Origin of the sequence: Caldimonas manganoxidans ATCC BAA-369, from assembly GCF_000381125.1 — a bacterium.
Classification (GTDB): Bacteria; Pseudomonadota; Gammaproteobacteria; order Burkholderiales; family Burkholderiaceae_C; genus Caldimonas; species Caldimonas manganoxidans.
Genome location: NZ_KB905933.1, coordinates 24,706 through 51,229 on the forward strand (window position 1 = coordinate 24,706; position 26,524 = coordinate 51,229).

The window sequence follows — 26,524 nt, forward strand, 5'->3', positions numbered from 1 at the left end:
CGGCGCCCGTGGCTCGAACACCGCATGTCAGTGAGACGCCGGCCACGCAATGGCTGCGCCGTCACGGTGTGTCGTTCGTCGAACATGTCTACCAGTACGTCGAGCACGGCGGCACGGCCGAGTCGGCGCGCCAGCTCGGACTGAACGAGCATCGAATCATCAAGACCCTGGTGATGCAGGACCAGGAGGCGCGTCCGCTGATCGTGCTGATGCATGGCGACCGGCAAGTCAGCCTCAAGGCCCTGGCCCGCGAGATCGGGGCCAAACGGGTTGAACCCTGCCGGCCCGAGGTGGCCGAGCGTCACAGTGGCTACAAGGTGGGGGGCACCTCGCCCTTTGGCACGCGCAAGGCCATGCCGGTGTATGTGCAAGCCAGCATCCTGGAGCTGCCGCGCATCTGCATCAACGGCGGACGTCGCGGCTACCTCGTCGAGCTGGCGCCCGCGGTGCTGGTCGAGCCTCTGGGCGCTCGGCCGGTGCGCTGCGCCAGTGCAGAATAGTCTTTTTACACTTTCCAACGATTGTCGCCCCATGGAGACTGCCTACGCCTTGGCCGCCATCGTCGCGGGCTATTTGCTCGGCTCGCTGTCATTTGCCGTGATCATCAGCCGGCTCATGGGTTTGCACGACCCGCGCACCTATGGCTCGGGCAATCCCGGGGCCACCAATGTGCTGCGTTCGGGCAACAAAGTCGCGGCCATTCTGACCTTGGTGTTCGATGCCCTCAAAGGCTATGTGCCCGTGGTGCTGGTGCTGGTGTTCGGGCCTGAGCACGGCCTGGGCGAAGGCAGCGCGGCGCTGGCCGGCGTGGGCGCTTTCGTGGGCCATCTTTGGCCGCTGTTTTTCCGCTTTCAGGGCGGCAAGGGGGTGGCCACTGCGGCCGGGGTGTTGCTGGGCATCAATCCTTGGCTGGGACTGGCCACCTTGCTGACCTGGCTCATCATCGCGGTCTTTTTCCGCTACGCCTCGCTGGCGTCGATCACTGCTGCGGTGTTTGCGCCGTTCTATCAGATGCTCATCTGGGGCACCGGGCCCGTGGCCGACGCCATCCTGCTGATGAGCCTGTTGCTGGTGTGGCGGCATGGTGCGAACATTCAGAAATTGATCGCCGGCACCGAGAGCCGCATCGGCCAGAAGGCGGCGCCGCCCTCGGCGTCGCAGCGCTCGTCGCGTCCACGTCGCTGAAGGATCCTTCATGGTGCAACGTTTTCACCCCGGAGCGCGTCTGTCGGAGATGGCGGTCCACCAGGGCACGGTTTACCTGGCCGGGCAGGTGCCCGAGGACGGCACGCAGGACATCCGTGGCCAGACGGCCCAGGTGCTGGCGGCGATCGACCGGCTGTTGGCCCAGGCTGGCAGCGGCAAGGATCGCATCTTGATGGCGCAGATCTTCTTGGCCGATCTGGCCGATTTCGAGGGCATGAACGAGGTGTGGGATGCCTGGATCGGCGAGGTGCCGGGCCAGGCGCCGCCGCGCGCCACGGTGCAGGCCAAGCTGGCGCGGCCCGAATGGCGCATCGAAGTGGTGATCACGGCCGCGGTCTGACCGGGCCGCTTCAGCCCTGAGCGCCCATGGAATCGCCGCGGGAATCCGCGCCGCCGGCTGCCGACGCGAGCCTTGAGCGCGCGCCGGAGCTGCTGCGCCATGTGTTCGAGACCAGCCCCGACTGCATCACCCTGACCGAGCGGGCTTCCGGCCGCTATGTGATGGTCAATGCCGGGTTCACACGCATCACTGGCTACAGTCCCGAAGAGGTGATCGGCAAGACCTCGTTGGAGCTGGGCATTTGGGTGTACGCCAGCGATCGGCAGCGACTCGTCGAGGCCATTGCCCGAGAGCGCGCGGTGCGCGACCTGCCGGTCCATTTCCGCATCAAGAACGGCCAAGTGCTCAAAATGCTGGTCTCGGGCTCGTGTTTCGATTGGCACGGCAAGTCTTACCTGGTGCTCAACGTGCGCGACGTGTCCGAGATCGAGCGTGTGCGCCTGCAGCAAGAGGCGATCTTGCAGAACGCCTCGATCGGCATCGCCTTCACGCGCGACCGCATCTTCGTGCATGCCAATCCGCGCATGGAGGAGATCTTCGGCTGGCCGCCGGGCACGCTGATCGGCCAGCCCGGCTCGGTGGTGTGGTGCAGCGAGGAGGACTATCAGCGCATCGGCCTGCAGGCCGGCCCGGTGCTGTCGCGCGGCGAACCTTTCGAGACCGAGACCATGATGGCGCGGCGCGACGGCCGCCCGCTGTGGTGCAAGCTGCGTGGGCGGGCGGTCGATCGGGTGTCGCCGGCCACCGGGGGCACCATCTGGATTATCGAAGACATCACCGAGCGCAAGCGTTTCGAGCAGGAGTTGTCGGCGGCTCGCGATGCGGCCGAGGCGGCCAGCCGCGCCAAGAGTGCGTTCCTGGCCAACACCAGCCATGAACTGCGCACGCCGCTGCATGGTCTGCTGGGTTTGGCCCGCTTGGCGCTGCGGCAGGACATCGACGAGCGCCGCCGCCTCGAGTACCTGCACCGCATCCTGGAAAGCGCGCAGCTGTTGCGCGACATCATCAGTGACATCCTGGACCTGTCCAAGATCGAAGCAGGCCAGCTGGCGATCGAGTCGGCCCCGTTCGATCTGCACGAACTCTTGCACAGCGTGGCGCGCTCGCATGCCGAAGTCGCCCAGGCCAAGGGCTTGGCGCTGCGCGTGGAGCTGGCCGAGGACCTGCCGTCCTGGGTGCGAGGCGACGCCTTGCGGCTTCGGCAGATCGTGGGCAATTACTTGTCCAATGCCTTGAAGTTCACCGAGCATGGCCAGGTGGTGCTGCGGGCCGAGCGGGGCAGCAGCCCGCGCGTGCGTCTGAGCGTGAGCGACACCGGGCCGGGCATTCCGTTGGAGCAGCAAGCGCGCTTGTTCCGTCCCTTCAGCTAGGCCGACACGTCGGCCACACGCCGGCATGGTGGCACCGGGCTGGGGCTGTCGATCTGCCGTGAACTGGCGCAGCTGATGGGTGGACAGGTCGGCCTGGACAGCGAGCCAGGCCGCGGCAGCACGTTCTGGGTCGAGCTGCCGTTGCCGTGGGCCGATGAACAGGGCTGCGCCCAAGTGCCGATGGATGAGTCCATCGACCTGCGGGGCGTGCGGGTGCTGTTGGTCGAGGACAACCCGGTCAACCTGCTCATCGGCGTGGCCATGCTCGAACAATGGGGCCTGGACGTGACCCATTGCAGTGACGGACGCGCGGCCATCGACGCTGTGCGGGCGGCCGCTGAGGACCAGCGTCCCTATGCCCTGGTGCTGATGGATTTGCAAATGCCGGTGATGGGCGGCGCGCAGGCCGCGCAGGAACTGCGCCGCGAATTCGGCCCTCAGGAGCTGCCCATCATCGCGCTGACGGCCGCCGCCCTGGTGTCCGAGCGCGAGGCGGCGCTGGAGGCCGGGATGAACGACTTTCTCACCAAGCCGCTGGACGCCTCGGTGCTGCACCGCATGCTGTGCCGCTGGGTGGCTGTCCGCACCCGGGGCGCAGGCGCCAGCGAGCGCGATGCCCCGATCTGACCCTCACTGCGGCGCCAGCCCGAGCGACCGCGGATCACCCCGTCCTTGGCGCACCAGCACCGGTTCGTCGCCGCTGAGGTCGATCACCGTCGTGGCTTGGCCTGGGCAGGCCCCCGCGTCGACCACGGCCTGAATTTGTTTTTGCAGTCGCTGCCGGATCTCCTGCGGGTCGTTCATGGGTTCACTCTCGCCGGGGGCGATCAGTGTGGTGCCCAACAGAGGCTGGCCGAACACCTCCAGCAGCGCTTGCGTGACCCGGTGGTCGGGCACGCGCAGGCCGATGGTGCGCCGCGAGGGGTGCGATACCCGTCGCGGCACCTCCTTGGTGGCTTCCAGAATGAAGGTGTAGGGGCCCGGCGTGGCCAGCTTCAGCAGGCGATACTGCCGGTTGTCGACGCGGGCATGGCTGGCCAACTCCGACAGATCACGGCACAGCAGCGTCAGATGATGCTTGTCGTCCACCCCGCGGAGGCGGCGCAGCGCCTCGGCGGCGGCCTTGTCGTCCAAATGGCAGACCAGGGCGTAGCTCGAATCGGTGGGGATGGCCACGATGCCACCGCGGTGCAGGATCTGCGCGGCCTGCTTCAGCAGCCGCGGCTGCGGGTCGTCGGGGTGGACTTCGAAGTACTGGGCCATGCGGGGAATTGTCGCTGCTGTGTCCAGCGGCTGTGGCTTGACGCCTCAGAATCCCACCCCGGGGATCGCCTCGCGAGCACGCTGCAGCGCTGCGCGCGCCCGCGCATGACCGAGCGCGATCATGCGTTCGGCGCAATGGAAGTCGAGCAAGCCGCAGGCATTGGCGGGGATCTCCACCAGGATGTCTGGCCGGTAGGCCGCGATCTGATAGCGGGTGATGCGGTCTTGCATGGCTTCCAGCGAGCGGCTGATGATGTCGAACGCATCGTCGGAGGGCTCGTCACTGCCACGGGCCAGGCCCAGACTGTCACGGGTGCGCTCGATCCAGCGCTGCAAGGCCGTGCGTGGCGTCTGCGTGTGGGCGCCGTTGGCCTGCGGGTCGTTGCGCGCGCGCGGCAGGGGCGGCCCATTGAGCGAGACGGCGACGATGCGTTCGGTGCCATGCCGCAGGCTGGGGGCGATGGGCAGTGGGCTGAGCAGTCCGCCGTCGACCAGGGTCACGCCGCGACGCTCCAGGGGCGTGAACAGGCCAGGCACCGCGATCGAGGCGCGAATGGCCTCGAACAAGGAGCCTTCGTTCAACCAGACCTCGCGCCGACGCCGAATGTCCGATGCCACGGCCGTGAAGGGCAGCGGCAAGGTCTCGATGCGGGCATCGCCCACCAGTTCGGCCAGCTTCTTCATCAGGCGCTCGCCCTCGATCAGCCCACGCCGGGTGAAGGAAAAATCCATCAAGGCCCACACGTCGGAGCGCGACAGCCCACAGACCCAGTCGGTGTAGGCATCGAGCTTGCCGGCGGCGTACAGCCCGCCGATCAGCGCGCCGATGGAGCTGCCGGTGATGGAGTGGATGCGGTAGCCGCCGTCGTCGAGCAACGCACGGATCACGCCGATGTGCGCCAGGCCGCGCGCCCCGCCGCTGCCCAGCACCAATGCGACCGGAATGGACGGATCGACCGTCACGGCCGTCGAGACATCCGGCCTCTGGGTTTGTCGTGACGCAGACATGGGCACAGTATCGCCCAAGCACCCCGGCGGTGGGCTGGTCGCATGTCGGGGGAGTGCGGCCAGCACCCGAACGCTGCGGCCAGGCCGGCCGGTGTGCGCGACCCTCAATGCTTGTGGTGCCCCCCGCCGTGGGTGTCACGCTTGTCGGCTGCGGCATGCATCGCTTGCACCAGCACCTCCACGGTGACCGAGCCCGCCTTCTCGAAGGTGAGGACCAGCGGGAATTTGTCGCCGGCTTGTAGCGGGGCCTTCAGGCCCATCAGCATGATGTGCAAGCCGCCGGGTTGCAGCTTGACGGTTTGTCCGGCCGGGATGTCGATGGAGCCGACCTCGCGCATGCGCATGACATCGCCTTCTTGGTGCATGGAATGCAGTTCGGCGCGGGAGGCCCGGTCGGCCGGCGCTTGCACGCGCAGCAGCCGGTCGTCGCTGCGGCCGCGGTTGTCGATCGTCAGGAACGCGCCGCCGGCGCGTTGGCCGGGCACCGTGGCACGGGCCCAGGGATGGTCGATGTGCAGATCGCCGACGGTGTAGTCGTGCGCCAGGGCCGGTGCGGTCAGGGCGGCCAGCCATGCCGTCACGAGCAGGGCGCGGCGGATCGAAGACATGGGTGTCATGAGAGCTCCTTTGAACAAAAGGTCGAAACAGGCGGGTCAGGCCGTCATGGGAGACCGGCGTCGCCGCAAAAGCGCCAGCCCAACTTCACAGGCGGCGTAAATCGACAAACTCCAAGCAAACACGGGCTGGGCCCAGGCCAGGCCCCCCAACAGCGCCCACACGCCCCAAGGCACGGCGCGCCAACCCTCTGCGACCCGCGGCGGGGCGGCCATCCATCGGCCCGGCGGGCGGCGCAACCAGGCCATGCGCAGGCCCGAGACGACCGCTGCGATGCAAGCCAAGGCCACCAGCACCAGCACGAGCTGATTCCACAGCCCAAACTCACCGCGGTGAAACGGAATGCCCACCGCGGTGGCACGGGCCAACAGGGGCATCTCGTCCCAGCCAGCGGCGAACAAGACTTCGCCACGATACGCATCCAAGGCCAGCACGAAGCGGCGCGTGGGCTGGCTGCGATCGAAATTCTCGATGCGCCACACCCCCTGTGGACCGTGGGGAGGCGTGATCATCATCGCGATGTCGGGGGCCTGCGCGCGCGCGGCCTCGTAGGCGGCTTGCCAGCTCAGCATGCCCCGGCCATCGGCCGGCAAGGCGCTGCCGAGGTCGGCCGGCGGACGCGGCGCGGCTTGTCCCAACGCATGCTGAGCGGCCCGGAAGCGCTGGCCCGTGTGGGCCGACCAGGTCAGGCCGGTCAACACGATCACCCCCAGGACCACACTCATCCCCAGCCCCACACGGGTGTGCCATCGGCGCCAGCGCAGCCGCGGCGCGGGGCTGAGGGAGGCAGGCTGCGCCACGGCCGGCGGCCGGCGGCGGGGCCACCACATCGCCAAGCCCGTGATCAGCAGCAGCAACAGCCAACTGGCGGCCAACTCGATGATCCAGCGCCAGCCTTCGCCTTGCAGCAGCGAGGCATGCAGCTTGCGCGCCCAGTTGCGGTAGCGTTGCAGTTCATCGAGCGCGCCCACCACCTCGGCGGTGTGGGGGTTCACATAGACGATGCGCCCCGACGGCAAGCCATCGGTGGCCGGTGGGGCGGCCGGATCGGCGCCGAAGTGCACCTGTGTGGTCTGGCCGGGCCGGTGGGCCGGAACGACGAAGCGCAAAGGTCTGTTGGCTTCCACGGCCCGTGCCGCGGCCACCTGATCATCCAGCCGGCGCACCGTGTCGGCCGGCGGCACCCGGTCCACCGAGGCATGCCGCCAGGCCTCCATCTGCGGTGTGATCACATACGAGAGCCCGGTCAGCGCGGCCAACACGACCAAGGGCGCCATGACCAGACCGGCCCAGAAATGCAGCCGCCAAAACATCCGCTCCAGCGCCGTGCGCGCCTGCGGGCCCGTGGCCCATGACGAAAGAGGCTTCATCGAGGTCTCCGGTCAATGCGACCAACGCAGCTCGGTGTGCAGCGTGCGCCCTGGGTAGGGATGGAACTGCCAGGCGCGCTGATCGGTCAGGTTGTCGATGCCAAGGGCCCATTCGAGCTTGGGCTGCAGTTTCACACTGGCGCGCCAGTCCAGTTGCCGGACCCGCGAGACGCCGCCGTACACATCGGGGTTGACATCGAGGTTGTAGACATCGTTGTACGCTCGGCCGCTGTAGCGCAGACCCAGGCTGGTGCGCCAGCGGTCGTTGGGGCGCCAGCTGACCAAAACCGCCCCGCGCGACTTGGGCACGCGCAGCCAGTACTTGCCCACACTGGCCGGGTCGCGCGTATTGGCCGTGATGATGCTGCGCGTGAAGGCCAGATGAGCTTCGAGGTCCAGCCCCCGCAGCCCCACGTCCTGCTGCGCCCACTCCAATTCAATGCCGCGCGTGCGCACCCGATCCACGTTGGACACGCGAGTCACGCTGGGCGTGACCGTGGCATCGGTTTGACGCAGGATGGCGTCTTTCACCCAGTCCTGGAACACCGACACCCGCAGCCTGTGCGCCGCGCCGCTGTGTTGTGCCGACAGCTCCAAGGCGTTGGAGCGCTCGGGTTGAAGATCAGGGTCGCTCACGATGACGCTGCTGCCGGTGGCCGTGCCGTTGTACAGCTCCTCCACGTTCGGAAAACGCACCCCCCGGCCTGCGCTGAACTTCAGCAGCCAATCGGATGTGGCCCACCAGGCCAGCGAGGCCTTGGGCGAGCGGCCGCTCAGACTGCGCGGCTCGTAGACGGTGAGCACGCCATTGGAGGCCAGCTGTTCACCCTCGTCCGCACGGAAGTGCTCCAGTCGCAGCCCCAGCGTCAGCTGCAGATCCTCGCGCAGCGTCCATACGTCTTGGGCATACACGGCCGTGATGTCGGTGCGGCCCCGGTAGTACTGTGTCAAGGTGCCGGTGCCTTGCCGCCAATCGCCGAGAGAGTCCACCGTTTGATCCAGGCGATAGCCGTTGCGATGCAAGCCCAAGGTCAGGGCGTGCCGGCCGTTGCCAAAGTCGCCTGCCACCGGCGTGTACGACGCCTGCGCTTCCACGGTGTACCAGCCTGTGCCCGCGCGGCGCGTGAGCGAGCCGGGCCCGCCCAGTGCTGCCACCGGGTCGGGCTGCGTGGCCTGGCGCGCATCGTCCCGCGCGATGTGGTAGCGCGAAGCCACGAGCGAACCTTTCCAACCCGTGCCGTGCTCGGTCTTGAGCGTAAAGCCAGCCTGCCAATGGGCTTCGTCACGCTGCGAAGGCGCAAACGCCGTGGCCGGCAGGGTGAACTGGTACGTTCCGTCGCTGACGGGGCCCGACCACACCGCATTGCCGTTGGCATCGCGCAAGAAGGTGTGGTTGCGCGTGCTCGAGTCGTTCACCCAGTGCGCGATGAAGCCGCTGGCCTGCAGCGTCGGCGTCAGCGCTTGACCGAGCTGCAACTTGATCGTGTGCTGCTCGGTGCGGTCGATGGCGCCGCTGCTGGCGCCGAACACGGCCCGGGGGCGTCCCAGCGGGTCGGTGTCATACCGAATGCCGGTGACGGGCGTGCCCGACGTCCCCGGCGTGAACGTGGTGCTGGTGTAGTACTGCATCGGCTGCGAGGTGCTGTCCTGGTGGTTCAGGTGCAGCGCGTACCAGCGTCCGTCGTCCAGCCGCGCAGCGATGCGTGCGCTGAGCTGATGACCATCGTCATGGTCACCGTGACCATAGGCCGAGAACCACTGACGGTGTCCACCCAGCCGGGCTGAGGCTTCGAGGCGCTGAGGCGCTCGTTCGTGCACCACCACCGTGGTGCCGATGGAGTTGCCCGGGTACAGCGCGGAGTACGGCCCGTAAAGCACATCCACACGCTCGATGGACTCCGGCGTGAGCATGTTCCAGCGCGGCGCATCGAAACGCCCGAGGAAATTCGACAGCAAGTAGCCATCCACATACACCAGCGCGCGTGAAGGTTGCAAGGGGCCGAAGTTGCGTCCGCCTATCAGCGCGTTGCGGTCGCCGATATAGCGTTTGCGGAGGGTGGTTGACGGGACGTAGCGCAGCGCGTCCTCGGGATTGACCAGGTTCTGGTCGCGCAGCTGCTCGGCCGTCTTGGTGGCTGTGGAGGCCGGCAACGTGGGGTCCAGCTCGATGCGCTGTCCGGTGACCCGCACCGGATCGAGCGATGCGTCAGTGGCCACCCCTTGCGCCAAGACGAGCGAGGCGGGCGCCGCAGCAAGCAGCGCCACGGCAGGCAAGGCAAAAGCTTTCACGAAGATTCCTGAACGAAATGACCAGGCAGGGGTGTGCCGCTTGAGATGGCGGCAGCCACGGGGGCAAAGTCGTTTCAGCTCAGGACGGGAGGGGCGTGATGCAGCCGCACGGCCCATTGGGCCGCTGCATCCAAGACAGGACGTGGCGGCGCGGTGGCCGGCGGAGGCAGTCCTTCGGTGTAGAACCGGCTTGGCAGGGTCCAGACCAGGCCCGGCGCGGCATGAGCGACCAAGCTGGCCAGCACGCAATGCTCCCCGGAGGCGGCCACGGCGTCGGCGTGAGAATCTTCCGGGTCGGCGGAGTCGTCCAGCACCTGCCCGCGGTCATCCAGCACCACGGTCTTCACCCCGTAGACCGTGCAGACCTCCACCAGCGTCTTGCCCTGGGCCTGCGCAGCGCCTACGGCCAACCATGGCAAAGCCGCCTTGAGCACCAGCATCAAGGCCAGCCAGCACAGACTCAGTGGGCGGGGGGGCGACATCGGCCGCGATTATGCCTCAGCCAGCGGCCTGGGCTCCGGGTTCGTCCAGCACTCGAGTGCGTCAATGCCGCGTCGGCTCGCAGATCGGGCCATGGGGCTGCGCACGCATCAACTCATGGAAGGTCTGGTGATTCAGGCGCATGAGCCGCTCGTGATCGCCCCCTTCGATCCACACTTCGTCCAGACGTTCCAATTCGTCATCGACCACCGTCGGCACACCCCAGGCCATGCCCACGGGGGGCAGGGCGCCCAAGTCGCAGTCATCGAAGAGCTCGGCAATCCGGGCCTCGTTGGCCAGATGGAGATCCGGCCGTCCGAGCATGCGGGCCACCGCGCCGACCTGGACCCGGCAGTCGGCCGGCACCACGGCCATCACGCAGCCCTCATCGTCTTCGAGCAAGACCGGCTTGGCCAAATGGTGGGCTGGTACCTGCGCACTGCGAGCGGTTTCGGCACTGGAGCGGCTGTGGACATGGGCCAGCACCTCGTAACGGGTGCCCCGCTGTGCAAGATAGTGGTAGAGGCGGGGGGGAATGGGCATGGCGACCTCCACGACGGCGAACTCAGCGGCTGGGCGCCGCCAGGGCGCCGTTGCGGCGCATGCGGCAGTGTGCGTCGGCCGTGGCGGGGCCGGAAGGCAAGGCCCTGTTTCCAACCAGGTCATCGCAGCAGCCCGTCTGTGATGGCACTTGTCACGGTTTGTCGTTCTCCACCGGGACCGATTCATGCCATAGTGCGGCCCTCGTTCCCCGCCGGGGTCGGCGGGGTGGGACTTCAACCTGAGGACTTTGATTGATGACGAAATCCGATCTGATCGATGCAATCGCGGCCGATGCCGATGTGAGCAAGGCGTGCGCCCAGCGCATGCTGGACGCCGTGGCCCAGCGCATCACCCAAGCGCTGGCCCAAGGCCAGACCGTGGCCTGGGCCGGCTTTGGCACGTTCGCCGTGTCCGAGCGTGCCGCCCGCACGGGCCGCAACCCGCGCACTGGCGAGGAGATCCAGATCGAGGCCTCCAAAGCGGCCAAGTTCAGCGCCGGCAAGGCCTTGAAGGACGCGCTCAACGGTCGCTGAACCGTCGGCCTGCCGCCTCGAAGGCCGGGGGCGCCGCGTGGGCGCCCCAAGGCCGCCACGCCGCCGGCGGGGCGCTACACGCCAGAGGACGCCCCATTGGTGACACCAAAGGCCACGTGCCCCGCAGGCACATGCGTCGCGGCGTTTTCGACATGGCGCATCTGGTCGTCGAAAAAGAAGTCGGGCTCGAATTCACGCAGGAACGGGCCCTTGGGCAAGCCGCCGAGAAACATGGCTTCATCGACTTCGATGTTCCAGTCCATCAGGGTGCGGATGGCCCGCTCGTGGGCCGGAGCGCTGCGGGCGGTGACCAAGGCCGTGCGGATGCGCATGGCCGGGGTGCCCTCGCGCTGCAGACGATGCAGGGCCTCCAGCAGCGGCTTGAACGGCCCGGCGGGCAGCGGCGTGGAGGATCGGTGGCTTTCGTGGGCTTGAAAGGCGTCCAGGCCATTGTTCTGGAACACCTGTTCGGCCTCGTCGGAAAACAGCACCGCGTCGCCGTCGAAGGCGATACGCACCTCGCTGGGATGAGCGTCCGAGGCGCGGGCCGATTGTGGATAGACCCGCGCGGCCGGGAAGCCCGCATCGAGCGCGGCGCGCACATCGGCCTCGTTGGCTGACAGGAACAGGTGGGCGTTGAGCGGGCGCAAGTAGCGGTACGGCGATTGGCCGCGCGTGAAGACCCCGCGCTGGATCGGCAAGCCGTAATGCTGGGCCGAGCGGAACACGCGCATGCCCGAGACCGGATCGTTGCGCGAGAGGATCACCACTTCCACGCGCGGCGCCGCCCCAGGGCGGCCGCGGTTGAAGGCCAGCAGCTTGTTCACCAGCGAAAACGCCACGCCGGGGCGGGCCGGTACGTCCAGCCGCTGCAGCTGCAATTGCATGTAGCTGCGGTCGTCTTGCGCTTCGAACAGTTGGTTTTCTTCTTCGAAGTCGAACAATGCGCGTGAGGAGATGGCCACCACGAGCTGGCCGTCCAGGGGTCCGGGCATGGCAGGTCAGGGGGTCGAGTGAGGTTTCAGGGGCTGCTCGTCGTCGAGACGATCGAACTGGGGTTGGCTTGGGCTTGTCGGTCGAGTTTGTCTTCGATTTCACCCAAGGCCGCGGCCAGGCCGTTGCCGTTGTCGTTGATCGCTTGGCGCAAACCTTCATCGAGACGGCGGGTTTGCGCCACCACCTCGCCCGAGACGGTGGACACGTCCTGACGCAGCGCGGACAGCTCTTGTTCGAGCCATCGGCGCAGCTCGGTGTAGCGTGAGGCCTCCGCCTTCTCGGCCAGCTCGCGTTGCTCGCGCGCCTCGTGCATCAGGCGGCGGGCGTCGGACAGGCGCTGGGCCTGCATCACCGCAATGTAGGTCAGGAAGGCCACGGCCTCCACCGCCAGAAAGGCGAGCAGGACAAGGCCCAGCGGGGCCTCCGCTTCGGCTACCAACAGGTTGATCTGCGTGGGAGCCACGATGGCGGGCCAGTTCAAGGCGGCGAACAGCGCGATCAACGTCAGCATCAGGCCGAGCAGGACAGTACGCAGGGACATGAACGATTCCTCCAGGCTGATGGCGCCCGCTCTCCGGGTGGCGGCGCTCGGACGCAATCATGGCATCCTTTGGGGGCTGGTGGCCGCCGTGGGGGGCCGCAGAGCCAAAAGAAGGCGGAGGACTTTCCATGGATCTGTTGTCGCTCTTGGCTATTCACGGCTTGTCGGGGCACGGCGTGGTGATCTGTCTGTTTACCTTGGCGGTGTTCGTGGTGTTCGTGCTGGACCGCCTACCCGTCGCGTCGGTCTGTCTGGGCATCCTGGTGTTCCTTCCGGTGTTCTTCACGCTTTTTCCCATGCCGTTGTCCGGCAGCGAGACGCTCGATGTGAGCCGCTTCTACGCGGGTTTCGGGCATCCGGCGCTCGTGGCGATCTGCTCGCTCATGGTGATTGGGCATGCGCTTGTCGTCACCGGGGCGCTGGAGCCAGCGGCGCGGCGCCTGTCAGGATTGGTGGTGCAGCGGCCCTTCCTCGCCCTGGCCGTGGTGCTCTTGGCTGCGGCCGGCGCCAGCGGCTTCGTCAACGACACGCCCGTGGTGGTGCTGCTGCTGCCGCTGCTGATTGCTGCGGCGCATCGTGCCAAGACGTCGGCGGCGGGCATGTTGATGCCGATGAACTACGCGGTGCTCATCGGCGGCATGGCCACGACCATCGGCACGTCGACCAACCTCATCGTGGTCAACCTCGCGCAGCAGCTGGGCCTGCCGGCGATCGGCATGCTCGACTTCTATCCGATCGTGGCGACGGCAGCCGTGCCTGCCTTGCTTTATCTCTGGCTTGTGGCACCGCGTCTCCTGGCCAGCGTCAAGGGAAACGAGGCCATCGAAACGCAGGAGGCCTTCGATGCCGAGATTTATGTCGAGCCGGGCTCCTGGCTTGAAGGCAAGCGTTTGGGTGAGGTCATCGAGACGACCGAGGGGCGCATGCGGGTGCTAGAGGTGCGTGACGAGCGCGGGCGCTCGCGCGTGAAGCTGCCCACCTCCAAGCTGCGGGCAGGAGACCGGCTCGTGCTGCAGGACACGGTGGCGAATCTGAAGGAATTCGAGACCGTGCTCAAGGCCAGCCTGCACGGTCTGGAAGACGATGAGGAGGAGCGCTCCAATGAGAATGCCTCTGCGTCGCCGGATGAGCAAAAGGACACAAAGACCCGCCGCCGGGCCTCGGCGATCGTGGCGCAGATGGTGATCACGGCGCAATCGCCCCTGGTGGGACGCACTGTGCGGCAGATGCGCCTGGGCGATCGCTACCAGATCGCGGTGCTGGGGGTGCGGCCGGGCCGCACGCCCCAGGCGAACTGGTCGCGCAAGGAATTGGCCGATCGGCAGCTCTACGCCGGCGACGTGCTGTTGCTCCAGGGGCCGATTCAGGAGATGCAGGAGGCACAGCGTGACGGCTTTGGTCTGCTGCTCGATTCCCGACATGTGCTGCCCCGGCAGGACAAGGCGTGGATCGCCCTGCTGACGTTGGGCGCAACGGTGGCGCTGGCGGTCACGAAGATCCTGCCGATCGAGGTGGCGGCCATGGGCGGGGTGATCGTGCTGCTGGCTGCGGGCGCCCTGAGCTGGCGTGACATCGGCGCCTCGCTGTCGATGAAGGTCGTCATGCTTGTTGCCGCCAGCCTGGCCCTGGGCGATGCGCTGATGGCCACGGGGGGCACGGAGTTTCTGGCCTCCCAGCTCGTCACGATGGCCAACGTGCTGGAGCCTCGCTGGGTGCTCGTGGGGCTGATGGGCCTGATGGGTCTGCTCACGAACTTTGTGTCGAACAATGCGGCCGCAGCCATCGGCACGCCGCTGGGGTTTGAGATGGCGCGCCAGCTGGGTGTGCCGCCCGAGCCCTATGTGCTGGCCGTGCTGTTCGGATGCAACCTGTGCTATCTCACGCCGATGGGATACCAAACCAACCTGCTCGTGATGAATGCGGGCGGTTACCGTTTCGGTGACTTCGTTCGTGTGGGGGCGCCGCTGTTCCTCATCATGTGGCTGGGCCTGAGTGCGGCGCTTGTCTGGCGCTACGGGCTGTAGAAATATGTAACGCCTGTCGGTCGATGCCGACAGGTGCGCAAGCCACCAGCCGACAGGCATCGCAGACCCGTAGTCCTAGAGTTCACTCACGGCCTTCGAACATGAGGCTGGCTGCAACTCAACAAATGAACTTGAAGGAGCACACCATGCAAGCGAGCCAACTGTTGCGCATCACGGCCCTGTCGGTGGCGTTGGGCGCCACCATCGGCACCATCGGCTGCTCGGCGACGCCCACCCAGGCGAGTGCCGGCGAGGTGATCGACGATGCGTGGATCACCACCAAGGTCAAGGCGGCTTTCGTCGAGGACAAGATCGTCAGTGCGCTGAACATCCAGGTCGAGACGTTCCGCGGCACCGTGCAGCTCAGCGGCTTTGCCAACAGCGCGGCCGAGGTGCAGCGCGCCGGCGAAATTGCCAGCGGCATCAAGGGCGTGAAGGCGGTGAAGAACGACATCCGACTGAAGCAGTCGGTGAGCTGATCACCGTCAAAGGAGAACGACCATGCTGCACTACGCTGCCGTCTTTTTCGTCATCGCCCTGATCGCGGCCGTCTTCGGTTTCGGTGGCATCGCCGCCGGCGCCGCGGGCATTGCCAAGATCCTGTTCTTCATCTTCCTCATCGGCTTTGTCGTGTCGCTGGTGATGGGGCTGATCAAACGCTAGCCGCGTTCCTGACGACACCACGGACCGGCCCGCCCTGCGCGGGCCGTTCTTCTTTACGGCGACGCCGGCTCACTGGTCCAGTTGGCTGCATTCCCAGAAGATGCGCGCACGGCAGGTGCGGCAGATCTGCGGGTCCAGGGTTTGGAAGATGCGGGCGATGGCGGTGCGCTTGTCCGGGTGGATGTGGTCCGGCCCCAGGGCGTCGAGGAAGCCGGTGCGCTCCCACATCTCCAGCACTTGCGGGCGGGGCCGGTGGAAGTGCAAGTCGCCTCCCATGGCGCGCCGGGCGGCCAGTTCGGCTTGCCACAGCTCGGCGCCGGCCAGGTCGATGAAATTCATGCTCTTGGCCATGACCAGCAGGTGTTTGGGGGCGTTGGGCGCGGTGCGCAAGGCGTGCAGGGTGTCGGCCACGTGCTGGGTGGCGCCGAAATAGATCGACCCCTCCATGCGGAGCAGTTTGACTTGCGGGCATTCGGGCAGCGCGCCTTCGGGGTGTCCGTCGATCACCTCGAAATGGCGCCCTTCGTCCATCGACATGAAGCCCATCGTGCGCATCGCCGGCCGTGCCGTGCGATACAGGTAGCTCATCAGCGAGGCGATGGTGCCCAGCAGGATGGCGACCTCCAAGCGAAGGCCGACCGTTGCCGCGAGGGTGAGCGCAGCGATGCCGAATTCCGTGCGGTTGAGCAGGTACAGACGGCGCCAGCGGGGCAGGTCCAGCAGCGTCCAGGCCACCAGCAGCAGCAAGCCTGCGATGGCCGCCATCGGGATCAGCGCCAGCACCGGTGCCGTGAAGGCCACCAAGCCCATCAGCAGCACGGCCGAAAACACCGCCGCCAGAGGCGTGCGCGCGCCGGCTTCCAGGTTGGGCATGGAGCGGTTGAGCGATCCGCAACTCACGTACGAGGAAAAAAAGCCGCCAATGAGGTTGGACAGGCCCTGGCCAAGGAATTCACGGTTGGCATCGATGCGCTGCCCCGAGCGTTGGGCGACCGCCTTGGCGATCGAGATCGACTGACCCAGGGCCACGATGGTCAGTGCGGCGGCCAAGCCCAGCAGCTCGGGCAGTTTCGACCAGTCCACGGCCGGGACCGCGAAGACCGGCCACGCTCCCGGAATGGCTCCCACCACCTCGACGGGGGGCCAGCCGAACGCCGCGGCATGCCGGTTCAGCCCCGTGGCCAGCAGCGTGCCGGCGGCCAGTCCCACCAGCATGTGCGGCCAGCGCGGCTGGAGGCGGCGCAGCCCCAGGGCCGCCAGCAGCGTGACCGTTCCCACCGCCAAGGCCGTCAGCTGTGCCTCACTGGCCTGGCGCACCAGGTGGGTCAGCACGGCCCAGGCACCGTGGCCCGGCGGCGCAGGCAGGCCCATCAGATCAGGCAGTGCGTACAGGGCGATCAGCAGCGCTGCGCCGCTGGTGAAGCCCAGCAGCACCGACGGCGCAATGAAGTTGGCGATCGAGCCCAGGCGCAAGGCGCCCACCAGCGTTTGCATCAGGCCCACGAGCACCGTCACCGCCAGAGCGAGTTGGATGTACGGCGGCGTGCCAGCGGCCGCCAGCGGGCTGAGCATGGTGTACAGCGCCACGGAGTTCGCATTGGTCGGGCCTGACATCACATGCCGGCTCGAACCGGCCAGCGCCGCCACGATGCATGGCACGATGGCCGTGTACAGGCCGTACTGCGGCGGCAGGCCCGCCAGGGTGGCGAATGCAATGCCCTGCGGCAGCACCAGCAGGGCCCCCAGCAGGCCGGCCAGGCCATCGGCACGCAAGGAGGCGGGGCTCACCTCATGAACCCAGTCGCCCAGCACGCGGGCCAGCCGTCGCTGCCAAGGCGCGGGATGCGAGCTCACGGAAGGGGGCATGGACAGTGTGACATGTTGCACTTGGCAGGACCGGCCGGCCTCGCTAGATTATCGGCCGGCACGTCGGACCCGGCGCAGGCCCGGCGACCCACCGATCCATGATGCGCAATGTGTCTGATCGAGCCTCGATGTGGAGAGTGTGCTTTCTCAACGGCAGCCCACGTCGCCTGTCCACGGCTGACAAAGGCCCTTGGCACCCGGACGAGCAGCGCGTGCGTCAGTGGGCGCAATGGTTCCAACAGCGCGGCTACCGCGTGGCCGTGCAGCACAGCAACGGGGATCTGTTCGAAGGCGACCGTCTGATCGGCAACGTGATGGGGGGGCGCTTCAGGGGCTGAGGTTCATCCGATCTGGCGGCGCACATGGCCGGCCAGGGTCTCCAGCAGTGTCGAGAGGTCGCGGCGCAGGCGTTCGAAACCTTCGTTCGGCTCGCGTGTGATCTCGTCCATGTAGAGCGGACGGCGGATCTCGATCTGCAGGCTGTGGCGCCCGGCCGCCGGCCGGCCGATGCGGCCGATCAGCTCCACGCCCTTGTAAGGGTCGTTGACCGCCACCGTGTAGCCGAGGCGGCGCAGCGTGTGTCCCACCAGGTCCACGAAGGCCGGGTCGCAGGTGGTGCCGTCACGATCGCCCAGCACGAAGTCGGCCAGCGGCCGGGCCGAGACTTTGCCCAGGCGCGCGTATGCGTCGTTGGGCATCGAGTGCAGGTTCAGATGCCACACCCGGCCGAAATCACGCAGGGCAGCGTCGATGCCGGCCTGCAGCGCGGTGTGGTAGGGCTGCCAGCACCGCCGGATGCGGCCCTGCACCTCGTTCACTGTGAGTCGCCGGTCGTAGATCGGCGTGGCCGCGTCCACGCGGCTCCACACCAGCCCGTAGCCCAGGCGCGACTTCTCGCCCGGGGCCAGCGGTTCGGGCCAGGGGCCGTCGAGCAGGGCCGGGTCCAGATCTGCCAGCGACCGGTTGGGGTCGATGTAGGTGCGCGGGAAGTTGGCCGCGATCAGCGTGGCCCCGTGCGCAGGGGCATCGGCCCACAGAGTCTCGATGTGGGTGTCCTCGCCTTGGCGCAGCCGCGCCAGCGGCACGGCGGCGCCGAAATCCGGCGGGTACCAGGTGCCGCTGTGCGGCGAGTCGCACACCAAGGGCAGGCGCGAGCCCACGGGCTCGCGCACCACCACCATCGGCGGTGGGGTCAGGGGATCGGTATGCATCAGTCCAGCTTGATGTTGGCCTTTTGGGCGATGCGGCGGTAGCGCGCCATGGCTTCCTGGATCTGCGCGGCGAACTGCTCGGGCGTGCCGGCCATCGGGACGCCGGAGATCTCCTTCATCGTCGCCTGGAAGGCCGGCGTGGCCATGGCCTTGTGGACCGCGGCGTTCAGGGTCTTGACCACCTCGGCGGGCGTGCCGGCCGGTGCCACCAGGCCGAACCAGCCGCCTTCGCGCATTTCGGTGAAGCCCAGTTCGGCATAGGTGGGCACGTCCGGCAGCGCCGGGCTGCGCTGCGGCGAGAGCACGGCCAGCGCGCGCAGCTTGCCGGCCTTCACGTTCGGCAGGGTCGAGGGCAGGTTGTCGGTCATCGCATGCACCACGCCGGCCAGCGCGTCGCTGGCGGCCTGGCCGGCGCCCTTGTAGGGAATGTGCAGCAGCTCGATGCCCGCCAGGTCCATGAAGTGCTCGATATTCGCGTGGCCCAGCGAACTGTTGCCCGGCGAGGCGAAGGTGTAGTGGCCCGGCTTGGCCTTGGCGAGCTTGATGAACTCGGGCATGGTCTGTGCCGGCACGCTGGGGTGGACCACGAAGACGCTGGGCACGGACATCACGTTGACCACGGGCACGAAGTCCTTGACCGGGTCATAGGGCAGCCTGCTGTAGATCGCCGGGTTGGAGCCATGCGTGCTCACCGTCGCCATGCCAATGGTGTAGCCGTCGGGGCGCGACTTGGCCACAACGTCCATGCCGATGGCGCCCCCGCCGCCCCCGCGGTTCTCCACCACCACGGCCTTGCCCAGGATGGGCGCCATCTGGTCGGCCAGCAGGCGGGCGACGATGTCCGTGGAGCCGCCAGGTGCAAAGGGCACGATCAGCTTGATCGGGCGCTCCGGATACTGGGCGCGCGCAGCCAGCGGCAGGAGCAGGGAGGCGGCGGCCAGGCTGGCCAGCCAGAGTCGGCGTGAAGTCATGGTGGTCTGTGGTCCTGTAAACGTTGTGCAAGTCACACCCAAGGGCTGCCGTTGATTCTGGAGGGCACCTCACGCCGGAAAAAGCGACAAAATAGCTTGCTGCCATGAGCAACGCTCATAGTTGACGCCCCCGCATGCGCATTCGGTCCCCCTCGCTGCACGAACTCCACGCTCTGGCGGTCACGGCCGAACAGGGCAGCTTTTCGCGCGCTGCCGAGGTCCTGTGCGTCACGCAGGGGGCCATCAGCCGGGCGGTGGCGCGCCTGGAGGAGCATGTCGGCCAGCCCCTGCTGCGCCGCCAGGGCCGCCGCAGCGAGCTCACCGAGGCCGGCCGCGCCTACCTTGCGCAGGTGGGCCCGGCCCTGTCGGCCATCGAGGCCGCCACCATCGAACTGCAGGCCCACCGCGCGGTGGGGGCCTTGCGCATTTCGGTGCTGCCCACACTGGCCAGCAAGTGGCTCATCCCCCGCCTGCCCGACTTCCAGGCCCGACACCCCGGCATCCAGTTGTCCTTTGCGCCCTACCGGCGCGACGACCCGCTGGAAGACCCGCAGATCGATGCCTGGGTGCGCAACGGCGACGGGCGCTGGCCGGCGCCCATCGTGTCCGATTACGTGGTGGGCCGCGACATCGTGCCCATTTGCCGTCCGCAAGACCTCCACGGCCCGCAGGCGCTGCGCGAGCCGGCCGACCTGCTCGCACGGCCGCTGCTCTTCCACACCAACTATCCCGACAACTGGGCCTACTGGTTCGCTGCGGTTGGCGTGCAGGCGCCGCCGCTGAGACCGGCTGCCGACTTCGACCAGGTGGCCATGCTGGTGCAGGCCGTCATCGCCGGGCTCGGGGTGGCCGTGGTGCAGCGCTGCCTGATCGAGGACGATCTGGCCGCTGGTCGCGTTGTCGTGCCCTTCGAGCGCCCGGTGCTCAACCAGCGCGGCTACTTCCTGTGCTACCCCCGCGGGCGGCGCCATCACCGGCCGCTGGCCATCTTTCGGGAGTGGTTGCTGGACCAGGCGCAAGGGGCGCCGGCCTGAGCCTCAGGCCCGGCGTCCCCCGCTGCAACGGCGGTGACCCACCAGATCGCAGCGGCTGGCCACGGCCTCGAACCCGGCCTGGCGCAGCAGGGTCTGCACGGCATCCGCCTGGTCGTGGCCATGTTCGATCAGCAGCCAGGCGCCGGCGCGCAGATGGTGGGGGGCACCCGCGATGATCGTGCGGATGGCGTCCAACCCGTCGGGCCCGGACGTGAGCGCCAGCCGGGGCTCGTGCGCGAGGTCGGCCAGATGCGGGTCGCCCTCGGCGATGTAGGGCGGGTTGCTCACGACCAGATCGAACGGCGCTTCACCGGCAGGCAGGGCCTGCCACCAAGACCCCTGGAACGTGCGCAGTGACAGCCCCAGGCGGTGCGCATTGGAGACGGCCACGGCCAGCGCGGGTGCGCTGAGGTCGACCGCGCTGAGCTGCGCATCGGGCCGCTCGTGCGCCAGGGCCAGGGCAATGGCGCCACTGCCGGTGCCCAGGTCGAGCACGCGCGGCGCATGGCAACCATGCAGGAGCTCCAGCGCCCAGTCGACCAGCACTTCGGTGTCGGGCCGCGGCACCAGCACATCGGGGCCGACCTGCAACATCAGCCCATAAAACTCTTTGCGCCCCAGCAGATAAGCCACGGGCTCGCCGGCGCGGCGTCGCTGCAGCCAATGGCGAAAGCGCTGCAGCGTCGGCCCATCCAGCGTGTCGGTGTCGTGTGCCCGCAGCCAGGCGCGCGCATCTTGCTCGCCCAGCTGCAGCGCCTCGGCCAACAGCAATTGGGCATCGAGCCGGTCGATGCCCAGGGCTGCGGCCTCTTGAAGGGCTTGGGCCACCGTGCTCATTCGATCCCCATCTCTTGCAGCAAGTCGGCCACCTGCTGAGCCTGACGAGCACTGCGCAGGGCCTCGATCACCTCGTCGAGATCGCCGTCCATCACGGCGCCCAACTTGTACAACGTGAGGTTGATGCGGTGATCGGTGAGCCGCCCTTGCGGAAAGTTATAAGTGCGGATGCGGTCGCTGCGGTCACCGCTACCGATCAGACTCTTGCGCGTGGCCGCTTCCTTGGCCGCGCGCTCGGCGCGTTCTTTCTCACGCAGCCTTGCCGCCAGCATGGCCATGGCCTTGGCCTTGTTGCGATGTTGCGAGCGGTCGTCCTGGCACTCGGCCACCAAGCCAGTGGGCAGATGCGTGATGCGGATGGCCGAATCCGTCTTGTTCACATGTTGCCCGCCAGCGCCGCTGGCGCGAAACGTGTCGATGCGCAGCTCGGCCGGATCGAGCCGGATCTCCTCGGCTTCATCCGGTTCGGGCAACACCGCCACCGTGCAGGCGCTGGTGTGGATGCGTCCTTGCGCTTCCGTGGCCGGCACGCGCTGCACACGGTGGCCGCCCGATTCGAAGCGCAAGTGCCCATAGACCTCCTCGCCTTCGATGCGCACCACCACCTCTTTGTAGCCTCCCAGGTCGGATTCGCTGGCCGAGAGGATCTCGCTGCGCCAGCCGCGACGCTCGGCATAGCGCAGGTACATGCGCAGCAAATCGGCCGCGAAGAGCGCCGATTCATCCCCTCCGGTGCCGGCACGAATTTCCAGGAAGGCCGGTCGTGCGTCATCGGGGTCGCGTGGCAGCAAGGCTCGCTGCAGCTCGGTCTCCAAGCGCTGCAAGTCGGCCTGCGCTTGCGAGATCTCTTCAGCGGCCAGGTCTGCCAATTCCGGATCGGCCAGCATCTCGCGGGCTGCGGTCAGATCCCGTTCGCGTTGCAGATAGCGGCGATAGCGCTCGGCCAGCGCCGAGACCTCGCTGTGCTCGCTTGTCAGATCCCGAAAGCGGGTGATGTCGGCCACCACGTCCGGGGCGGCCAGCACGGCATCCAAGTCTTGCAGGCGTTGCAAGGTGCGGTCGAGTTGCTGGCGCAGGGCGTCTTTCATGGGGCGGGCGGATGGAGAGGGGCGGGCCATGGCGCGGCCCGGGCGCAGGTCCGCCGGGCTAGCGCTTGCCTTGACGGCTGGGGTCGGTGGAGGTGCGGCGCAGGAACAGGCGCGAGACCGTCTCGGCCAACTGTTGGCGATGCTTGGGGTCGGCGCTGTGCAGCTCGGCCAAGGCTCCGTGCAGCATTTTGTTGGCCATGCCCCGTGACAGCGCCTCCAGCACGGCCTCGACATCTTCGCCCCGGGCCAAGGCCTTGCGTGCCCGAGCGATTTCGATGCGGCGCCACTCATCGGCCTGGGCATTCAAAGCCTGGATCAGTGGCACGCTGGCGCGTTGATCCAGCCAGTGCACGAAGCTTTGGACACCGGTTTCGATGATGGCCTCGGCCTGAGCCACGGCGGCTTGGCGCTTCTCGCCGGCGGTTTGCACCACGGCGCTCAGATCGTCCACCGTGTACAGGTAGACGTCGTCGAGCTGGGCCACTTCGGGCTCGATGTCGCGCGGCACGGCCAAGTCCACCATGAACATGGGGCGGTGCTTGCGCAGCTTCAAGGCGCGCTCGACCGCCCCCAGGCCGATGATCGGCAGCGAGCTGGCCGTGCAAGACACCACCACGTCGAACTCAGCCAGGCGGCTGGGCAATTCGGCCATGCGCATGGCCTCGGCGCCGAAATGAGCGGCGAGTTTCTCGCCACGTTCGAGCGTGCGGTTGGCCACGGCCATGGCCTTGGGCTTTTTGGCCGCAAAGTGGGTGGCCGCCAACTCGATCATCTCGCCGGCGCCGACGAAGAGCACCTTGACTTCGCGCAGGTCCTCGAAAAGCTGGCCGGCCAAACGCACGGCTGCGGCGGCCATGCTGATCGAATGCGCTCCGATCTCGGTGGAGGTGCGGACCTCTTTGGCCACGGCGAATGAGCGCTGGAAGAGCTGATGCAGCGTCGTGCCCAGCGTGCCGGCCGCGTCGGCTTGACGCACCGCCTGCTTCATCTGGCCCAAGATTTGCGGCTCACCGAGCACCATGGAGTCCAGCCCGCTGGCCACCCGGAAGGCATGGCGCGCGGCGTGCCCGCCTTCGAGCACGTAGGTGTGGTGCCGAAGCTGGCTGGCACTGACCCCACCCAACTGGGCGAACCACTCCAGCGTGGGGTCCACCACTTCGGGCGAGGCAGCGCAGTACAGCTCGGTGCGGTTGCAGGTGGAGACGAGCGCCGCCTCCCGGGTCTGGTGCAAGCGATCGCGCAATTGGCGCAGCAGCCCAGGCAGTTGCTCGGGCGTGAACGCAAAGCGGCCGCGCAGGTCCAGCGGCGCGCTCGTATGGTTCAGGCCCAGGGCAATGACGCTCATGGGCTCGATTATAAAATTTGACGCTTTGGCTCGCAGCCTGCGGACGACGAGCCGTTCTTGACGCATATCAATCGTCCTCCATGGGTTTCCTCGACGCCCTGTGGCACCTGCTCAATCTGTTCGCACCGGCCCTGGGCTTGGCGGCGATCGCCACGGCGCTGAGCAAGTGCTTGTGGTGGCGCCAGCTGCGTGGCGTGGCCTGGGCGCGGCTGCTGGGGTGGAGTGCGGCAGGCGCCACGGTGGCTTTGTTGGGAGGGCTCGTTCTGTGGGGGGCTGACGGTCGCATGGCCACCTATGCCGCGATGGTGTTCGCCACGGCCGTGGCCTTGGCCTGGGCCGGCTTTGGTGGACGCCGCGATGCCTGAGCTGGATCTGCTGTGGCTCGGGCTGTTCCTGGGCGTGGCGGCCATGGCCTTGGCCTATGCCAGCGGCGAGGCGTTGATGCGCGGCGATGCGGTCAATGCCTGGTATGCCCTGCATGTCGTGATGATGGTGCTGTACCAAGGGGTGCAGCTGGGCTACGCCGATGGGTTGGACGTGGGGCACGATGCCGGCATGCGCGAGGCCGTGCGCTTGATGGCTGGCGCCTTGTTGGCGGCGGTCAGTCTTCTGTTCGCGCGGCGCTTGCTGCCCCGCGCTCTGGGAGACCGGCGGGCCGACCGCTGGGCGGTGGTGGTGGCCGCCGTCGGTGTGGCGCTGACGGCCGGCTACCTGGCATGGCCGGAGCTGGCCCGCGAGCCCACGGTGGTGCTGGCGCAGCGGGCGTATGACCTGTTGGCTTTGTCGTCGGTGATATTCCTGCTGTGGGCCTTGCGCGGCGTGCGCTTGCCCTATATCGGTTGGTATGCGGCGGCTTTCCTGTCGGTGGCGGCCGGCCTGGCGCTGGCTGCGGCGGCCGAGCGTGGCTGGCTGCCTGCGCAGGGCGGATGGGAGCGCTATGGCATGCTGGCCGGCGCCGGGCTGGAAATCCTGATCCTCACTTATGCCTTGAATTTCAGCGCCCGCGACTTGTCGCGTGGCCCCGGCGAGCGCCGCCACGGCGCCCGCCTGGACCGTTGGACCGGCCTGCTGCACGGCGGCGAGCTGCCGGGCCTGTTGATGTCGCTGTCGGTGCGTTCGCTGCGCATGAACACCGCTGGCGCAGTGATCATGCTGCGCCTGGCCAATCTGGAGGACCTGCAGCGTGCCCATGGATCCGAAGTGACCGAGGCCGTGATGAAGGCGTGCGCCCGCGTGCTGCGCGAGGCCTGCAGCCCGGACGACCTGCCCTTGCGCTTGGACGACGCGCGCTTCGTGGTGGTGCTCGAGCAGGTGCAAAGCCGGTCCGAGGCTCATGCGCTGGCCCAGCGCATCCTGGAGCTGGGCCTGCGGCATCATCCTGAGCTGCCGCCGCTGGAACGGCTGCATTGGCATGCGGCCGTGGCCTGCATTCCGCAGGATCTCAAGGGCAAGCCGCAAACCTTGATCGAACGTCTGGACCAGGCCGTCGCCCAGATCCGTCGCGGCAGCGGCGCGCTGATTCGCAGTCTGTGATGCCCGCGGGCTTCAGGCGCTGGTCGCGACTTCTTTCACCAGCACCTCGCCGCGCAGCGAGTGCGGCAAGGCCGCGGTGATCCGCACATCGATCATTTGGCCGATCAGGCGGGCGGCGTTCGGGCCGCCGGGGAAGTTGACGATGCGGTTGCATTCGGTGCGGCCCATCAGTTCGTTCGGATCTTTCTTCGACGGGCCTTCGACCAGGATGCGCTGGACCGTGCCCACGCGGCTTTGGCTGATGCGCCGCACATGCGCCTCCAGGGTGGCTTGCAAGCGTTGCAAGCGCTGCAGCTTCACCTCCTGCGGGGTGTCGTCGTGCAAGGCCGCTGCCGGCGTGCCAGGGCGGGGGCTGAACACGAAGCTGAAACTCGCATCGAAGCCGACGTCCTCGACGAGCTTCATCAGCTTGGCGAAGTCCTCCTCGGTCTCGCCGGGAAAGCCCACGATGAAGTCGCTCGACAGGCTGATGTCTGGCCGCACGGCGCGCAGCTTGCGGATGGTGCTCTTGTATTCCAACGCGGTATAGCCGCGCTTCATCGCTGCGAGGATGCGGTCCGAGCCATGTTGCACGGGCAGGTGCAAGTGATTCACGAGCTTCGGCACCTTGGCATACACGTCGATGAGGCGCTGCGTGAACTCGTTGGGGTGGCTCGTGGTGTAGCGGATGCGTTCGATCCCCGGAATGTCGGCCACATACTCCAGCAGCAGCGCGAAATCGGCGATCTCGGCGCTGTCGCCCATCTTGCCGCGGTAGGCATTGACGTTTTGCCCCAGCAGCGTCACCTCCTTGACGCCTTGGTCGGCCAGGCCGGCCACTTCGACCAGCACATCTTCGAAGGGTCGGGAGACTTCCTCGCCCCGGGTGTACGGCACCACGCAATAGCTGCAGTACTTGGAGCAGCCTTCCATGATGGAGACGAAGGCCGAAGCGCCTTCCACGCGCGCCGGCGGCAGATGGTCGAACTTTTCGATCTCCGGGAAGCTGATGTCCACCTGCGGGCGATTCTGGGATTCGCGGCGTGCCAGCATCTCCGGCAGGCGGTGCAGGGTTTGCGGCCCGAAGACCACGTCCACGTACGGGGCGCGCTCGATGATGGCGGCACCTTCCTGGCTGGCCACGCAGCCGCCCACGCCGATCTTCACTCCTTTTTTCTTCAGGTGCTTGATGCGGCCGAGGTCGGAGAACACCTTCTCCTGCGCTTTTTCGCGCACCGAGCAGGTATTGAAGAGGATGAGGTCGGCCTGTTCGGGATCGTCGGTGGGCTCATAACCTTGGGCTGCGGCGAGCACGTCGGCCATCTTGGCCGAGTCGTATTCGTTCATTTGGCAGCCAAAGGTCTTGATGTACACCTTCTTGGGGGCGGTGGCATGGCTCATGGCCCTTCTCCTTCTCCT

General features: G+C 67.5%; 27 protein-coding genes and 1 pseudogene. 12 read left to right on the plus strand and 16 right to left on the minus strand.

The annotated features are described in order from the left end of the window. Positions 1-8 precede the first annotated feature (8 nt). The 4 genes and pseudogenes from F615_RS0104045 (at position 9) to F615_RS19315 (ending at position 3,543) form a co-directional block, all read left to right on the plus strand. Positions 9-500 (plus strand): aminoacyl-tRNA deacylase, encoded by a 492-nt coding sequence (locus F615_RS0104045; protein ID WP_026330000.1) that lies wholly within the window; start codon positions 9-11, stop codon positions 498-500. Positions 501-531: 31 nt separating this feature from the next. After that, complete coding sequence (gene plsY / locus F615_RS0104050) at positions 532-1,185, plus strand: glycerol-3-phosphate 1-O-acyltransferase PlsY (RefSeq protein ID WP_019559895.1); 654 nt, start codon at positions 532-534, stop codon at positions 1,183-1,185. Positions 1,186-1,195: 10 nt separating this feature from the next. Beyond that, complete coding sequence (locus tag F615_RS0104055) at positions 1,196-1,546, plus strand: RidA family protein (protein WP_019559896.1); 351 nt, start codon at positions 1,196-1,198, stop codon at positions 1,544-1,546. A 26-nt stretch (positions 1,547-1,572) separates the two neighbouring features. Beyond that, a pseudogene (locus F615_RS19315) lies at positions 1,573-3,543 on the plus strand (PAS domain S-box protein). A 3-nt stretch (positions 3,544-3,546) separates the two neighbouring features. On the opposite strand, the gene F615_RS0104070 reads toward F615_RS19315, so the two are convergent. The 7 genes from F615_RS0104070 to F615_RS0104100 all read right to left on the minus strand — a co-directional run bounded on the left by F615_RS0104070 (position 3,547) and on the right by F615_RS0104100 (position 10,484). After that, the gene (locus tag F615_RS0104070) at positions 3,547-4,179 is read right to left on the minus strand and encodes an L-threonylcarbamoyladenylate synthase (protein WP_019559899.1); all 633 of its coding nucleotides are present in this window, start codon (positions 4,177-4,179) and stop codon (positions 3,547-3,549) included. 45 nt (positions 4,180-4,224) lie between these two features. Continuing rightward, a complete protein-coding gene (locus F615_RS0104075) occupies positions 4,225-5,187 on the minus strand; it encodes a patatin-like phospholipase family protein (protein WP_083932386.1) in 963 nt (320 codons plus the stop codon). A 104-nt stretch (positions 5,188-5,291) separates the two neighbouring features. After that, positions 5,292-5,804 (minus strand): copper chaperone PCu(A)C, encoded by a 513-nt coding sequence (locus F615_RS0104080; RefSeq protein WP_019559901.1) that lies wholly within the window; start codon positions 5,802-5,804, stop codon positions 5,292-5,294. 36 nt (positions 5,805-5,840) lie between these two features. Beyond that, positions 5,841-7,172 carry a PepSY-associated TM helix domain-containing protein gene (locus tag F615_RS17735; protein WP_019559902.1) on the minus strand — a complete coding sequence of 444 codons (1,332 nt, stop codon included), beginning with the start codon at positions 7,170-7,172 and terminating at the stop codon, positions 5,841-5,843. Between the two features lie 12 nt (positions 7,173-7,184). Then, on the minus strand, positions 7,185-9,461 hold the full coding sequence (locus F615_RS17740) for a TonB-dependent receptor (RefSeq protein WP_019559903.1): 2,277 nt from the start codon (positions 9,459-9,461) through the stop codon (positions 7,185-7,187). Positions 9,462-9,535: 74 nt separating this feature from the next. Beyond that, on the minus strand, positions 9,536-9,943 hold the full coding sequence (locus tag F615_RS0104095) for a DUF2946 family protein (RefSeq protein ID WP_019559904.1): 408 nt from the start codon (positions 9,941-9,943) through the stop codon (positions 9,536-9,538). A gap of 61 nt (positions 9,944-10,004) precedes the next feature. After that, positions 10,005-10,484: an aminoacyl-tRNA deacylase gene (locus F615_RS0104100; protein WP_019559905.1), complete on the minus strand. Its 480-nt coding sequence runs from the start codon at positions 10,482-10,484 to the stop codon at positions 10,005-10,007. Positions 10,485-10,738: 254 nt separating this feature from the next. Between F615_RS0104100 and F615_RS0104105 the strand changes: the two genes are divergently transcribed. Further along, entirely contained in the window at positions 10,739-11,017 is a 279-nt protein-coding gene (locus tag F615_RS0104105; protein WP_019559906.1) for an HU family DNA-binding protein, read from the plus strand. Between the two features lie 74 nt (positions 11,018-11,091). Here the strand turns inward: F615_RS0104105 and F615_RS0104110 are convergent, their stop codons facing one another. After that, a complete protein-coding gene (locus F615_RS0104110) occupies positions 11,092-12,012 on the minus strand; it encodes a 5'-nucleotidase (protein WP_019559907.1) in 921 nt (306 codons plus the stop codon). A 26-nt stretch (positions 12,013-12,038) separates the two neighbouring features. Then, positions 12,039-12,554 carry a LapA family protein gene (locus F615_RS0104115; protein ID WP_019559908.1) on the minus strand — a complete coding sequence of 172 codons (516 nt, stop codon included), beginning with the start codon at positions 12,552-12,554 and terminating at the stop codon, positions 12,039-12,041. A gap of 128 nt (positions 12,555-12,682) precedes the next feature. On the opposite strand from F615_RS0104115, the gene F615_RS0104120 reads away from it, so the two are divergent. The 3 genes from F615_RS0104120 to F615_RS19610 all read left to right on the plus strand — a co-directional run bounded on the left by F615_RS0104120 (position 12,683) and on the right by F615_RS19610 (position 15,241). Continuing rightward, entirely contained in the window at positions 12,683-14,578 is a 1,896-nt protein-coding gene (locus F615_RS0104120; RefSeq protein WP_019559909.1) for an SLC13 family permease, read from the plus strand. A gap of 146 nt (positions 14,579-14,724) precedes the next feature. Beyond that, complete coding sequence (locus tag F615_RS0104125; RefSeq protein WP_211211781.1) at positions 14,725-15,057, plus strand: BON domain-containing protein; 333 nt, start codon at positions 14,725-14,727, stop codon at positions 15,055-15,057. A gap of 22 nt (positions 15,058-15,079) precedes the next feature. After that, positions 15,080-15,241 (plus strand): DUF1328 domain-containing protein, encoded by a 162-nt coding sequence (locus F615_RS19610; protein WP_019559911.1) that lies wholly within the window; start codon positions 15,080-15,082, stop codon positions 15,239-15,241. Positions 15,242-15,310: 69 nt separating this feature from the next. Here the strand turns inward: F615_RS19610 and F615_RS0104135 are convergent, their stop codons facing one another. Beyond that, on the minus strand, positions 15,311-17,107 hold the full coding sequence (locus F615_RS0104135; RefSeq protein ID WP_051090184.1) for a SulP family inorganic anion transporter: 1,797 nt from the start codon (positions 17,105-17,107) through the stop codon (positions 15,311-15,313). A gap of 128 nt (positions 17,108-17,235) precedes the next feature. Here F615_RS0104135 and F615_RS0104140 point away from each other — a divergent pair, with 128 nt between their 5' ends. Beyond that, a complete protein-coding gene (locus F615_RS0104140) occupies positions 17,236-17,445 on the plus strand; it encodes a hypothetical protein (protein WP_156824536.1) in 210 nt (69 codons plus the stop codon). Between the two features lie 3 nt (positions 17,446-17,448). Here F615_RS0104140 and F615_RS0104145 read toward each other — a convergent pair whose 3' ends face one another. Together F615_RS0104145 and F615_RS0104150 are read right to left on the minus strand one after the other, a co-directional pair. Beyond that, positions 17,449-18,318: an N-formylglutamate amidohydrolase gene (locus tag F615_RS0104145; RefSeq protein ID WP_033370926.1), complete on the minus strand. Its 870-nt coding sequence runs from the start codon at positions 18,316-18,318 to the stop codon at positions 17,449-17,451. Further along, entirely contained in the window at positions 18,318-19,289 is a 972-nt protein-coding gene (locus F615_RS0104150; RefSeq protein ID WP_019559915.1) for a tripartite tricarboxylate transporter substrate binding protein BugE, read from the minus strand. The genes F615_RS0104145 and F615_RS0104150 overlap by 1 nt, the downstream gene beginning before the upstream one ends. Positions 19,290-19,423: 134 nt before the next feature. Here F615_RS0104150 and F615_RS0104155 point away from each other — a divergent pair, with 134 nt between their 5' ends. Then, the gene (locus tag F615_RS0104155; RefSeq protein ID WP_019559916.1) at positions 19,424-20,323 is read left to right on the plus strand and encodes a LysR substrate-binding domain-containing protein; all 900 of its coding nucleotides are present in this window, start codon (positions 19,424-19,426) and stop codon (positions 20,321-20,323) included. Positions 20,324-20,326: 3 nt separating this feature from the next. Here F615_RS0104155 and prmC read toward each other — a convergent pair whose 3' ends face one another. Genes prmC through hemA form a run of 3 tightly spaced genes read right to left on the minus strand, consistent with a single transcriptional unit; the run spans position 20,327 to position 23,593 of the window. Further along, positions 20,327-21,160, minus strand: coding sequence for a peptide chain release factor N(5)-glutamine methyltransferase (gene prmC, locus F615_RS0104160; RefSeq protein ID WP_019559917.1), 834 nt, complete (start codon positions 21,158-21,160; stop codon positions 20,327-20,329). Continuing rightward, positions 21,157-22,248 (minus strand): peptide chain release factor 1, encoded by a 1,092-nt coding sequence (gene prfA, locus F615_RS0104165; protein ID WP_019559918.1) that lies wholly within the window; start codon positions 22,246-22,248, stop codon positions 21,157-21,159. The genes prmC and prfA overlap by 4 nt, the downstream gene beginning before the upstream one ends. 58 nt (positions 22,249-22,306) lie before the next feature. Beyond that, the gene (hemA, locus tag F615_RS0104170) at positions 22,307-23,593 is read right to left on the minus strand and encodes a glutamyl-tRNA reductase (protein WP_019559919.1); all 1,287 of its coding nucleotides are present in this window, start codon (positions 23,591-23,593) and stop codon (positions 22,307-22,309) included. Between the two features lie 80 nt (positions 23,594-23,673). Between hemA and F615_RS0104175 the strand changes: the two genes are divergently transcribed. Continuing rightward, positions 23,674-23,958 carry a hypothetical protein gene (locus F615_RS0104175; protein ID WP_019559920.1) on the plus strand — a complete coding sequence of 95 codons (285 nt, stop codon included), beginning with the start codon at positions 23,674-23,676 and terminating at the stop codon, positions 23,956-23,958. Then, entirely contained in the window at positions 23,951-25,126 is a 1,176-nt protein-coding gene (locus F615_RS0104180; RefSeq protein WP_019559921.1) for a sensor domain-containing diguanylate cyclase, read from the plus strand. The genes F615_RS0104175 and F615_RS0104180 overlap by 8 nt, the downstream gene beginning before the upstream one ends. 12 nt (positions 25,127-25,138) lie before the next feature. Here F615_RS0104180 and miaB read toward each other — a convergent pair whose 3' ends face one another. Then, entirely contained in the window at positions 25,139-26,506 is a 1,368-nt protein-coding gene (gene miaB, locus F615_RS0104185) for a tRNA (N6-isopentenyl adenosine(37)-C2)-methylthiotransferase MiaB (RefSeq protein WP_019559922.1), read from the minus strand. Positions 26,507-26,524 lie beyond the last annotated feature (18 nt).